10 protein-coding genes are annotated in these 12,254 nt (G+C 74.9%); 8 read left to right on the top strand and 2 right to left on the bottom strand.

The features are described from left to right. Window positions 1-33: 33 nt before the first annotated feature. Window positions 34-1,614, bottom strand: coding sequence for a benzoylformate decarboxylase (gene mdlC / locus HZS56_RS13325; RefSeq protein WP_216720907.1), 1,581 nt, complete (start codon window positions 1,612-1,614; stop codon window positions 34-36). 94 nt (window positions 1,615-1,708) lie between these two features. Between mdlC and HZS56_RS13320 the strand changes: the two genes are divergently transcribed. The 3 genes from HZS56_RS13320 to pgm all read left to right on the top strand — a co-directional run bounded on the left by HZS56_RS13320 (window position 1,709) and on the right by pgm (window position 5,001). Next, a complete protein-coding gene (locus HZS56_RS13320) occupies window positions 1,709-2,644 on the top strand; it encodes a LysR family transcriptional regulator (RefSeq protein WP_216720906.1) in 936 nt (311 codons plus the stop codon). 133 nt (window positions 2,645-2,777) lie between these two features. Next, on the top strand, window positions 2,778-3,212 hold the full coding sequence (locus tag HZS56_RS13315) for a hypothetical protein (protein WP_216720905.1): 435 nt from the start codon (window positions 2,778-2,780) through the stop codon (window positions 3,210-3,212). A 148-nt stretch (window positions 3,213-3,360) separates the two neighbouring features. Continuing rightward, window positions 3,361-5,001 carry a phosphoglucomutase (alpha-D-glucose-1,6-bisphosphate-dependent) gene (gene pgm, locus HZS56_RS13310; protein ID WP_216720904.1) on the top strand — a complete coding sequence of 547 codons (1,641 nt, stop codon included), beginning with the start codon at window positions 3,361-3,363 and terminating at the stop codon, window positions 4,999-5,001. Window positions 5,002-5,073: 72 nt separating this feature from the next. Here the strand turns inward: pgm and HZS56_RS13305 are convergent, their stop codons facing one another. After that, complete coding sequence (locus HZS56_RS13305) at window positions 5,074-6,330, bottom strand: cytochrome P450 (protein WP_216720903.1); 1,257 nt, start codon at window positions 6,328-6,330, stop codon at window positions 5,074-5,076. Between the two features lie 261 nt (window positions 6,331-6,591). Between HZS56_RS13305 and HZS56_RS13300 the strand changes: the two genes are divergently transcribed. From HZS56_RS13300 to HZS56_RS13280, 5 genes are all read left to right on the top strand, one after another. Continuing rightward, window positions 6,592-7,065 carry an ATP-binding protein gene (locus tag HZS56_RS13300; RefSeq protein WP_216720902.1) on the top strand — a complete coding sequence of 158 codons (474 nt, stop codon included), beginning with the start codon at window positions 6,592-6,594 and terminating at the stop codon, window positions 7,063-7,065. A gap of 262 nt (window positions 7,066-7,327) precedes the next feature. Beyond that, window positions 7,328-9,229 (top strand): SpoIIE family protein phosphatase, encoded by a 1,902-nt coding sequence (locus HZS56_RS13295; protein ID WP_216720901.1) that lies wholly within the window; start codon window positions 7,328-7,330, stop codon window positions 9,227-9,229. Between the two features lie 198 nt (window positions 9,230-9,427). Beyond that, window positions 9,428-9,883: a hypothetical protein gene (locus tag HZS56_RS13290; RefSeq protein ID WP_216720900.1), complete on the top strand. Its 456-nt coding sequence runs from the start codon at window positions 9,428-9,430 to the stop codon at window positions 9,881-9,883. 112 nt (window positions 9,884-9,995) lie between these two features. Continuing rightward, the gene (locus HZS56_RS13285; RefSeq protein WP_216720899.1) at window positions 9,996-10,673 is read left to right on the top strand and encodes a class F sortase; all 678 of its coding nucleotides are present in this window, start codon (window positions 9,996-9,998) and stop codon (window positions 10,671-10,673) included. A gap of 246 nt (window positions 10,674-10,919) precedes the next feature. After that, complete coding sequence (locus tag HZS56_RS13280; protein WP_216720898.1) at window positions 10,920-12,074, top strand: SchA/CurD-like domain-containing protein; 1,155 nt, start codon at window positions 10,920-10,922, stop codon at window positions 12,072-12,074. Window positions 12,075-12,254 lie beyond the last annotated feature (180 nt).

Genomic DNA, 12,254 nt, shown 5'->3' with positions numbered 1-12,254 from the left:
CGCCGGCGGCTCCGGGCGCTCGGGTGGGTCGGTTCAGGAGGGCGTCGTGAGCACCGTGTCCACCTGGATCAGCCGGGGCCCCTCCGGCCGCTCGGCGAGCAGGGCGCGCAGTTCGGCGACACTGCCGGCGTGCCGGGCGCGGACGCCGTAGCCCTCCGCGATGCGGGTGAAGTCGAGCCCCGGGATGTCCATTCCGGGGGCGTCCGGCACACCGAGCAGACCGCCGAACCAGCGCAGCGCCCCGTACGTCCCGTTGCGCAGCAGTACGACGGTCAGCGGAACCCGGTGCTGCGCCGCCGTCCACAGGGCGGTGATGCCGTAGTTGGCCGAGCCGTCACCGATCACACCGGCCACCGGACGGCCGGGCTGCGCCATCGCGACGCCGACCGCGGCGGGCAGGCCGAAACCGAGCCCGCCGGCCGCCGGGAAGTAGTAGGAGCCCTGGCGGCGCAGGTCCATCTGGCGCCACCACGCCGCGTTGGTCGACGTCGACTCGACGACGTACGCGGTGTCCCCGGGCATCTCCTCGCGCAGCGCGGCGAAGACCTCCTCCGGATGCAGGCCCGGCCCCTCGGCGGTGAGCGGCTCGGGCACCGGCCGCGGGGGGCCCGCAGGAGCCCCGGACGCACCCGGCGACTCCAGGAGCAGGTCCAGCACGGCCCCTGGATCGGCGACCAGCGCCTCGCCCATCGGCGCCCGCGCCGCGGCGGAGGCGTCCTCGGTCACCTGGATCAGCCGGGTGCCCTCGGGCAGGTACCGGCCGGGGCGGTGCTCGTGGTACCGGAAGACCGGCGCACCCAGCACGAGCACCAGGTCGTGGCCCTCGAACGCCTCGGCGACCGACGCGATCCCGGCCGGCAGCACGCCCCGGAACAGCGGATGCCGGTTGGGGAACGGCAGCCGGAACAGCGAGGGCGCCGCCCACACCGGACCGCCGAGCCGCTCGGCCAGCCGCACGGCGTCGTCGAAGCGGCCGGCCGAGTCGATGTCGCCGCCCAGCACGAGCGCGGGCCGCTCCGCCGCGGCGACCCGCTCCGCCAGCCACCGCCCCTGTGCGCCGTCGGGCACCGAGGCCCGCAGCACCCGCCGGTCCAGCACGGCCAGGGCGTTGTCGCCGGCGTCGGCCGACCAGTCGTCGTACGGCACGGACAGGTACGTCGGCCGCCGCTGGAGCCGCGCCTCGAAGACGGCCTGGGCGAGCGCGCGCGGCACGTCCGCGGCACACGCCGGTTCCGCCGACCAGCCGACCAGCGGCTTCATCAGGGCCGGGGCGTCGACGCTGGCCAGGTTGGCCTCGGGGCCGATGGCGGGACGCACCTGCTGGCCGGCCACCACGACGAGCGGAGTGCGGGAGGCCACGGCGTTCGTCAGCGCGCCCACGGCGTTCCCGGAACCGGCGGCGGCGTGCAGGTTGACCAGCACGGGACGGCCGGTCGCCTGGGCGTACCCGTCGGCCATGCCCACCACGGCGCCCTCGTGCAGACCGAGCACGTACCGGAAACCGTCGGGCAACCCGGCGAGGAAGGGCAGCTCGTTGGAGCCCGGATTGCCGAAGACGGTGGTGAGGCCCTGGCGCTCCAGGAAGGCGTGGGAGACACGGCGCACGGATGGCACGGGCGGTCCTTTCGAAGTGACGCAGAACACGCTAGGGACCCCGCGACATGGGCACCAATAGATGTTTCGCCGCTGCGATATAGAGTCTGTCGATATGGGCATCTTCGATCTCAACCTGGCCCGCGTCTTCGTCCTGCTCTACGAGACCGGCAGTGTCACGGCCACCGCCGAGACGCTCCACGTCACGCAGCCCACCGTCAGCTACAGCCTGGGCAAGCTGCGGCGGCACTTCGACGACGAGCTGTTCCGCCGCAACGGACGCGGGCTGACGCCCACCGCCGGCGCCCGGCGGCTGTACCTCCCGCTCCAGCGCGCCCTGGCGGAGATCGACGGGGCGGTCCGCCAGGGCGACCTCTTCGACGCCGGGACCATGTCGGGCCGTTTCACCATCGCCCTGTCCGACCTCGGCGAGGCGACCCTGCTGCCGAGGCTCCTCGTCGCGGCGCGCGAGCGGGCGCCGGGTGTGTCGTTCACCGTCCGGCCCTTCGACGTGGACGACGCCGAGGGGCAGTTGCGCCGCGGCGACCTCGACGCGTTCGTGGCCACACCGGTGATCACCTCGCACCTGACCGTGCGCATCCCGCTCTTCCGCGAGCGCTACGTCCTGATGGTCGCCGCCGACCACCCGCGCGTGCGCGGCGACGCCGTGACGCTGGCGGACCTCGCGGCCGAGCACCACGCGACGGTCTTCGGACCGAGCGGGCACGTCGCGCCGCGGGCGGTGCTGGCCGCCCACGGGCTGCTCGAACGGGTGGCCGTGGACGCCACCCGCTTCTCGATGCTGCCCTACCTGCTGGAGCAGACCGACCTGGTCGCCATCGTCCCCGAGTACGTCGGCGAGGTCTTCACCACCTCCCACCGGGTGCGCCTGGTGCGGCTGCCCTTCGACACCGAGCCGATCGAGATCGCCCTGTACGCGCGGCACGAGTCCTCGCGCAGCCCCGCGCAGCGCTGGCTCGTGCAGTTCATGGCCCGGGTGCTGGGCGAGCAGGTGAGCACGGCCCAGCTGCCCCCGACCGCGTCCAGCTGACGGCCCCTCACCGGGACGCCGCCGCCCGCCCGGTGACGACGACACGACTCTGCTCCTCAAGGCCGGTGCGGCGAAGCCGTGTTGAGGTCCAAAGGGGCCACTCGCGTTTGCCCGCGCGGTCAGGGGCAAGGCGATGTCCATGAGTGATCCGAACAAGGAAACGAACAAGAAGCCCACCGGCACCCGGACCGCCGGGTCCACGGCGCGCGGCACCGCGGAGAAGGCGACCGCGCCCGCCCCGCGGGCGAACCGGGCCGCCGCGGACCGGGCCGGCGACGCCGCCTCGGCGGCCAGGGCCGGTGCCCAGCGCTCCGCCGAGGCCGCAGGCGGCGCCGTGCAGACGGCGGCCAAGGGCGTCGAGGCCGGCCGCCAGGCGGTCGTCGCCACCACGGGACAGGTCGCGGCGACGGCGAGGACGGCCTGGACGGCCGTCGCCCACCGCAAACTCGTCGCCGCGGGCGTCGGCGTCGGCATCACCGCGGTCAGCGCCGCCTCGTACGCGGTCGGCCGGCGCGCCGCACACCACTCCCGCGGCCCCCTCACCCGCCTCACCGGCGGCCGGATCTGACACCCGGCCGCCGCGCCCGCACCGCCGGCACCTCCGCCTCCGCTCCCCGTGCCCGCCACGAGGACGGGCGGGGCGTACGGCACCACCGCCCGGACAGGGGAAAATGGGGCCGCGAGCAAAGTCCCGACCGATGCGGAGGAGTGGGCGCATGCAGCACGAACGAGCCGGAAAGCCGGCGGGCCCCGAGGACCTGATCGACGTCGCCCGGCTGGTCACGGCGTACTACGCCCTGCACCCGGACCCCGCCGAGCCCGCCCAGCGCGTGGCCTTCGGCACATCCGGACACCGGGGCTCCTCCCTGGCGGCCGCGTTCAACGACGACCACATCGCCGCCACCAGCCAGGCGATCTGCGAGTACCGCGCCGCGCAGGGCACCGACGGCCCGCTCTTCATGGGCGCCGACACCCACGCCCTGTCCGAGCCGGCGCGGGTCACCGCACTGGAGGTCTTCGCCGCCAACGACGTGAGCGTCCTCGTCGACAGCGCCGACGGCTACACCCCCACCCCCGCGGTCTCCCACGCGATCCTCACCCACAACCGCGGCCGCACCTCGGGCCTCGCCGACGGCGTGGTGGTCACGCCCTCGCACAACCCGCCCGCCGACGGCGGCTTCAAGTACAACCCGCCGCACGGCGGCCCCGCGGGTTCGGACGCCACCTCCTGGATCCAGGACCGGGCCAACCAGATCATCGCGGCCGGGCTGAAGGACGTACGCCGGGTCACCCACGCCCGGGCGCTCGCCGCGCCCGGTACCGGGCGGTACGACTTCCTCGACGCCTACGTCCGGGACCTGCCGTCCGTCCTGGACCTCGACGCGATCCGCTCGGCCGGCGTACGGATCGGGGCCGACCCGCTGGGCGGCGCCTCCGTGGCCTACTGGGGCCGGATCGCCGAGCAGCACCGCCTCGACCTCACGGTGGTCAACCCGCTCACCGACCCCACCTGGCGGTTCATGACGCTGGACTGGGACGGCAGGATCCGCATGGACTGCTCGTCGCCGCACGCCATGGCCTCCCTCATCGAGCGGCGCGACCGCTTCACCATCGCCACCGGCAACGACGCCGACGCCGACCGCCACGGCATCGTCACCCCCGACGGCGGCCTGATGAACCCCAACCACTACCTCGCCACCGCCATCGCCTACCTCTACGCCCACCGCACCGGCTGGCCGGCCGACGCGGGCGTGGGCAAGACCCTGGTGTCCTCCGGCATGATCGACCGGGTCGCCGCGGACCTCGGCCGCCGCCTCGTCGAAGTACCCGTCGGCTTCAAGTGGTTCGTGGACGGCCTCCTCGACGGCTCCCTCGGCTTCGGCGGCGAGGAGTCCGCCGGGGCGTCGTTCCTGCGCCGGGACGGCTCCGTGTGGACCACCGACAAGGACGGCATCATCCTCGCGCTGCTCGCCTCCGAGATCACCGCCGTCACCGGCAGGACCCCCTCCGAGCACTACGCCGCGCTCACCGCCCGCTTCGGCGAGCCCGCCTACGCCCGCATCGACGCCCCCGCCACCCGCGAGGAGAAGGCCCGCCTGGCGGAGCTGTCCCCCGCCCAGGTCACCGCGGACACCCTCGCCGGGGAACCGGTCACCGGCGTGCTCACCGAGGCACCGGGCAACGGCGCGGCCATCGGCGGCATCAAGGTGAGCACCGAGAACGCGTGGTTCGCCGCCCGCCCCTCCGGCACCGAGGACGTCTACAAGATCTACGGGGAGTCGTTCCTCGGCGCGGACCACCTCCGCCAGGTGCAGGAGGAGGCCAAGCAGGTCGTCCTCGGCGCTCTGGGCGGCTGATGCCGCACCGGTGAACCCCGGGCCGGCCCCGGAGCGGCCGGCCCGGGGGACGGCACGGCCGGTGCGAGGCCGTCAGCCCTCGGGCGGTACGTCCCCGGGCGGTCGGTCGGCGGGCGGCCGGTCCACGGTGGTCCGGGTCGTGGCCGCCCGGTCCACGGCCACGGTCAGCCCGCGGATCTGGTAGCCGTCGATCGCCTCCTGGAGGACGACGTGCGGCGTCCCGGTCATCCGCAGGCCGTCGAGCGCGAACAGGCGGCTGAGGAAGACGTCCGTCTCCAGCAGGGCGATGTGGGCACCCGGACACCGGTGCGGCCCGTCGCCGAAGGAGAGCCCCGGGCCGACCTCCGCGGCACGGTCCGGGCGGACGCGCAGCGGGGCGTCGCCCACGGCCTTCGGGTCCGTGTTGGCGTCGTCGACGCGGAGTTCGACGTACTCGCCGGGACGGACGGTCGCCGGCCCGTCCGCACCGGCGAGTTCGACCGGCTCGACGGCCCGGCGCCGCAGGCACCCGATCACGGGCTCCAGACGCAGCAGCTCCTGGAGCACGGCGAGCCGCCCGGGCGCGTCCGCGGCCCGGTACCGGTCGAGGAGCCCGGCGTCGGAGAACAGGTGCCAGGCGGCCATGCAGATGAACTCCCGCGTCGTGACCATGCCGGCCGCCGCGAACGTCAGGCACTCGCCGAGGATCTCCGCGTCCGAACAGCCCTCCGCGATCAGGTGGGAGATCAGGTCGTCGTGCTCGTGCCGGCGATGGGCGCGGACGGCCGGCCGGACGTCGGCCAGATGGATGCGGAGCCAGTTCGTGTTCTGCCGCACCAGCCAGTACAGGCCCCGCACACTGGTCAGCCCCGGCTCGCCGAACTCCTCGGGGAAGAACCGCTCCAGCCTGCGGCGGATGCCGGGCCTGCTGTACCGCAGCCCGACCACCTCGCTCACCACGCCGATCGACAGGCCGAAGGCGAGATCGGACAGGGGAGCCTCACCGGCCGCGCGCAGCACTGCCAGCTGCTCCTCGGCGATCCGCACCATCGGCTCGCGGTAGTGCTCGTCCACCCGTCGCGGGGTGAAGAAGCGCGCGGTCTGCCGGCGGTGCTCCCGGTGCTCGGGCCCGTCCCGGTACAGGACGGGCCGACGGACGCGTGGCGGGAGCTTCTCCACCGTCTCGATGCCCAGACCGGCCTGCACCGTGCCGGGGCCGCGCAGCAGCGCACGCCCGACGGCGTAGTCGTGCACCCGCCAGGTGCCGTCCGCGCCCCGCTCGACCGGGCACGCCGGCCGCTGTCCGCCCCGGTCCGCCCTGCGCGCGGAGACCTGCCCGTCGTGCGTCACGCGGCCACCCCCTGTCCGGCACCGTACGGCCCGCAGGCCGGTCCCAGGATCGGGCACGCGCCGGCCGCCGGACAAGCCCGGATTCCGCCGGGCCGCCGAACCGTCGGCCACCGGGACGTCCTCCCTGTTCCGCGGCCCGCCCTCCGCACGGCCGGACCGTCGCGTCCCCTCAGGGGGGCCCCGCGGCGACGGTGATGTTTTCCGGTTTCGCGGGTAGACGGGCTGGCGTAACGGTCGAGGCTCAGGAAGAGGGCGGATCGGATGGACGGGGCTGCCCACGAAGGGGTACGGCCGAGAGAAGAGCCGGTCAGGGTGTCGGCGGAGTACGAGGGCAGGCCCGGCGACATCGCCCGGGGCCGGGAGCTGGCCCGGGCGTTCCTGGCGCGGGTGCGGGCGGCACAGGTGCTCCCGGTGTCGGACCGGGCGGTCGAACTGGTGCAGCTGGTGGTCAGCGAGCTGCTGACGAACGCCTGCAAGTACGCCCCCGGGCCGTCCCTGGTCGATCTCGAACTGGCCGAGGACCGGGTGGAGGTCACCGTCTGGGACAGCGAACCGCTGCTGCCCGTGCCTTCCACCGCCGACCCGGGGCGCGTCGGCCGCCACGGACTGGAGATAGTCATGGCCGTCTGCCAGAGCTTCGAGATCCACCGGGCGCCGGTCGGCAAGCGCATGAGGGCCGCGGTGCGGCTCGCCGACGACATCAACGACACCGCCGCCCTCGGCCACCCGGCCTGAGTCCCTTCAGGACCTCCGGGCCGGCGTTCACGGCCGCCCAGGGGCCCGGAGCGCCTCGCCGGCCGCGGAGCACGAGCCGTCCGGTTCCGCGTCGGGGCTTCCGAGGTCCGTACCCGGACGTCGGGCGCGCCTGCGGGAGAGCGGGCCGCCGGGCGACCCGAATACCGGCCGGCGCCTCCCTCCTTCGGCCCAGCGGAGCGGTTCGGCCCCGCCCGCTGAGGGAACCTGGCGACATGGACGGCATCGGAAGGCTGTGAGGGTCGTGACGTCACGCTGGGCGGGCCCGCCGGGGGACGGCGAACCGGGGCATGAACGGGCGGACCCCCCTTCGGACCCGGACCGCGACTTCCCCCGCGCCGTCCTGCGCGCCCTCGGCGCCGGCGTCCTCACCCTCGGGCCCACCGCCCGGATCACCTCTGTCAACCCCTGGGCCGAGCAGCTGCTCGGCCGGACCGCGGCGGAGATGCTCGGACACGACGCCCACGACCTGCTGCACCGGCACGCCGACGGAAGCCCCGTGCCGCGCGAGCGGTGCGCGCTGCGCAACCCCCTGCACGGGGTGCCCGCGGAGGAGGGCAGCGACGAGTACTTCCAGCGGGCCGACGGCACCGTGGTCCCCATCATCTGGGCGGCCACCCCGCTGGTCCGCGAGGGACGGCGGGAAGGGCTGGTGCTCGTCTTCCAAGACTTCAGCCTGCACCGCAGCGCCGCCGAGGAGAACCGGGCGAGGACCACCGCGCTCGAGGCACTGACGGCCCAGCTGCACCTGGTCGCCGAGATCTCCACGGTGCTGGTCCCCACCGAGCGCACCTCCACCACGCTCCGCCGCCTCCTGCGGCTGCTGGTGCCGGAACTGGGGCAGTGGGCCGCCGTCGACATCCACCCGGGGCAGTCGGACCTCCTGGACCGGGTCGCCGTCCGCAGCAGCGAGCACCCGGAGCGGGCCCGGCGGCTGCGCGGCCCCCTGACCGAGCTCCCGGACCGGGCCCGCACCGCGGTCGCCCTGCTGATCAACGGGGAACGGCCGGTCGCACTGAGCGCGGCAGACCTGTTCCGGGACCCGGAGAGCCCGCTGGCCGCCACCCACCGGGACCTGTTCGAACGGCTCGGCGGACACACCGCCGTCCTCGTCCCGCTCGGCACCCGGCAACGCCCCTACGGCCTGCTGACCGTGGCCCGCACCGCGGACCACCCCGCCCACACCGGGGCCGAGACCACCCTGCTGGCCGACATCGGCCGCCGCGTCGGACTGGTCCTGGACAACGCCCGGCTCTACCACGAGCAGCGGAACGTCGCCGAGACCATGCAGCGCCAGCTGCTCACTCCCCTCCCGCAGGTCGACCACCTGCGCATGGCCGCCCGCTACTGGCCCGCCGAGAGCGCCCTGGAGGTCGGCGGCGACTGGTACGACGCCATCCTGCTCGGCGACGGTGTGCTGGCCCTGGTCATCGGCGACGTCGTCGGGCACGACCTCCAGGCCGCCGCCCACATGGCCGAGGTGCGCAACATGCTGCGTGCCCTGGCCTGGGACCACCAGGAGCCGCCCAGCGTGATCATGGGCCGTCTCGACGAGGCCGTGACCAACACCAGCGACGCGCCCATGGCCACCCTCGTCTTCGCCCGCGTCGAGGGCGCCGAGGGCGGCCCCTGGCAGCTCCACTGGGTCAACGCCGGCCACCCGCCCCCGCTGCTGGTCACCCGGGACGGCGAGCCCAGGTTCCTGGAGGGCGGCCACGGCCCGCTCATCGGGATGAGCGCCACCCTGCGCCTCGGTCTTGACTGGCCCGACGCCCACGAGGAACTCCCGCCCGGGAGCATCCTGCTGCTCTACACCGACGGTCTGGTGGAGAGCCGCGAGCGCCCCATCGACGTGGGCATGGACCAGCTACGCCACCACGCCGGCGTGCTCGCGCGGCAGCTGCACAAGTGGGGACCGGACGACTTCTGCGACGAACTCCTCGCCCGCATCGCGCCGCGCGGCGACGACGTGGCCCTGCTCGCGCTGCGCGTGCCCGCCGCGGGCATGGGCGCCCCCGGCGACACCGCACCGCCCCCGCCGCCCCAGTCGGGACACAGCGAGGCCACCTCCGACCGGGCCGCCCCGGGTTCCCGCCTCCAGCATCCCGAGGTGCAGGACCCGACCCGCGCCGACCCCGAGCAGTAGGCGAGGGAGCGAAGAGGGGAGGGGAGCGAAGGGGGGCGCGGCGGGCACGTGGGGCACCCCGTCCGGCGGAGGGGATCACCCGGCTGAGCGCCTTGAGTGGTGCGAGAACGACCACGGGCTGACGGTGATTCACGTCGGGGCCGGGTCACCTCAGCTGACGAAGCACCAGCTGCCCGGTCGTGACGGAAGGAACCTCAGATGCGTTCTGCTCGCATGCTCCTGACCACTGCCGCGGCCTCGGCCGTGTTCGTCCTCGGCGCCCCCGGCGCCTACGCGGCGGCCGGCGGTGACTGGGACCACGACGACTCTTCCTACAGCAAGGAGCACGACAACGGAGGCAAGCACGACGAGCCGCGCGGCGGGATGCACACGGGCGGCGGCGCGCTGGCCGCGGTGAGCCAGGGCGACCACGACGGCGGCGGCCGTGAGGGCGGCGGCCGCGAGTCCGAGCAGGGCTCGCAGACCTACCAGCAGGACGAGGGCGAGAAGTCCTGGGGCGGCGGGGAGCACGAGAAGCCCCGCGGCGGGATGCACACCGGCGGCGGCGGACTCGACACGCCGACCACGACCGCGGGCGGCCTGGCCGTCCTCGCCGTCGCGGGCACCGGCCTGTACGCCGTCCGACGCAAGAAGTCGGCCCACGGAACGGCCTGAGCCGTGCCGGGCGCGATAGCAGCCGGGCCGCCACCCGGGACACCCCGTGGCGGCCCGGTCCGCACCGCCCGCCATGTCCGTCCCGGTGCCGTGCCCCAGCGAGGAGACCCCGATGGCAGTCCCCCCTTCCGCCCCCGCAGACGACGAGACCGCCCCCGCCGCACCGGGCTCGCGCCCCGGTCTGATGGTGCTGTGCGCCGTGGCCCTGCTGGTGCTGGCGGTGAGCCTGGTCGGCGGCAACAACACCTCGGCCGACTCCATCGCGCCCCCGCTTCCCGCGCGGCCCGGCACGTCTGCATCCTCCGCGCCCTCCGCGACGGGGCCGGCCGGACCGGCGCTGCCCCGCTCGAAGCCGGTGCGCCTGCTGATTCCGGAGATCTCCGTCGACGCCCCCTTCACCGACCTCGCCATCGGGAAGAACGGGCAGCTGGAGCCCCCGCCCGCCGCCGACACCAACCTCGTGGGCTGGTACGCGGGGGGCGTCTCGCCGGGGGAGAAGGGCACCTCGGTCATCGCCGGGCACGTGGACACGAAGACCTCCGCCGCCGTCTTCGCCCGCCTGGACCAACTCGACGAGGGCGACGTCTTCCGGGTCGAGCGCGCCGACGGCCGCAAGGCGTCCTTCGTGGTCGACTCCCTGGAGACCTTCGAGAAGGACGACTTCCCGAGCGAACGCGTCTACGGCGACGCGGACCGCCCCGAGGTGCGGCTCATCACCTGCGCGGGCGACTACGACCACAAGGCCAAGGACTACACCGACAACCTGGTCGTCTTCGCCCACCTCGCCTGAGCCCATCCTCCTTGCTCGGGCCCGCCCTCCTTGCTTGGACCCGCCCGGCCCCGTCGCCCGAGCCCGCCGGCCGCGCCCGGTGCCGCCGGCCACCGCCCGCACGCCGCGCCCGCCGGACGTGCCGGTCACCCGCGCAGTGCACACGGGTCGCGGGCCGCCGCACCCGCGCCGAGGATCGAGGCAAGCCGGCGTCGCATCACCGCGGCCGACGTTCAGTTCCGCCCCCGCGAAGGAGATGTGCGCAGGATGACCACCACCTCCACCCCTGCTTCCGACCCGCTGACCCGTCAGGTCTCGCACCAGGTCTCCCAGTCCGTCTTCGACGGCTCCCGCCTGCGGGTGGTCCTGCTGGTCGAGGTCTACGACGGTGCCCAGCAGCAGTTCCTCCAGACGTACGAGAACCTGCGCAGCCACGTCGAATCCGTCCCCGGGCACATCGGCGAGCAGCTGTGCCAGTCCATCGAGAACCCCTCGCAGTGGCTCATCACCAGCGAGTGGGAGAGCGCCCCGCCGTTCCTGAACTGGGTGAGCAGCGAGGAGCACGTGCGGATGGTCGAGCCGCTGCACAGCTGCGTCCGGGACACCAGGTCCCTGCGGTTCCACGTGGTCCGCGAGACCGGTCACCGGACCGCCTCCGCCGACCGGAGCGGCAGGGGCGGACTGCAGGCGGCCCCCCGCGTCGGCGACGGCGTCATCCGGCACGCGATCACCTTCACGGTGAAGCCGGGCAGCGAGGAGGCGGTCGGCAGGATCCTCGCCGACTACGCCTCGCCCGAGCCGCGGGTCGACGACTCCACGCGGCTGTGCCGCACGTCCCTGTTCCTGCACGGCAACCGGGTCGTACGGGCCATCGAGGTCCGCGGCGACCTGCTGGCGGCGCTGCGGCACGTCGCCGAGCAGCCCGAGGTACGCGCCGTCGAGGAGGCGATCAACCCCTACCTGGAACAGGACCGGGACCTCGCCGACCCGGAGTCCGCCCGGGTCTTCTACACGCGGGCCGCGCTGCCCGCCGTGCACCACGTGACCGCCGGGCAGGAGGGGCCGGTCGCGCAACGCCACGCGCTGTCGTACCCGGCCCGGCCGGGCTGCGGCATGCGGCTGGCCCAGCTCCTCGCCGAGCGCGACGAGGCGGCGGCGGACGACCCGCTCAGCCCCGTCCTGTCCAGCACCATCTTCCAGCGCGACGACGTCGTGGTGCGGCTGGTGGACCTGCGGAGCGATCTGCACGCGGGCGATCCCGCCACGACCCTCGGCCTCCCGGACCGGGACCGGGCGGCGGAACTGACGACCCTTCTGGACGGTTTCACCGACGCCGGCTCCCCGGCGGGCGGCGGCCTGGTCCGCGCCCTGGAGGCCGCCCGCATGGAGCTGGTCACCGACCGCCGCGCGCCGGACGCCTGAGCCGCCCGCGCGGCCCGGACACACGTCGGCCGCCCGCCCCCGCCCCGGGGGGGGCGGGGGCCCGGCCGCCCGGGGGCCCCCGGGGCGCGGCCGGCGCCCCGCGGCCCGCGGGGGGCCGCTCCCCCGGGGGGCCGGCCGCCGCGGGGGGGGGGGGGGGGGGGGCCCGGCGCGCCGTGTCCC

It is taken from the genome of Streptomyces mayonensis, assembly GCF_018982965.1.
In the GTDB taxonomy this organism is placed as follows: Bacteria; Actinomycetota; Actinomycetes; order Streptomycetales; family Streptomycetaceae; genus Streptomyces; species Streptomyces mayonensis.
The sequence above is the reverse complement of the archived record's forward strand: the minus strand, read 5'-3'. Positions and strand labels throughout refer to the sequence as shown.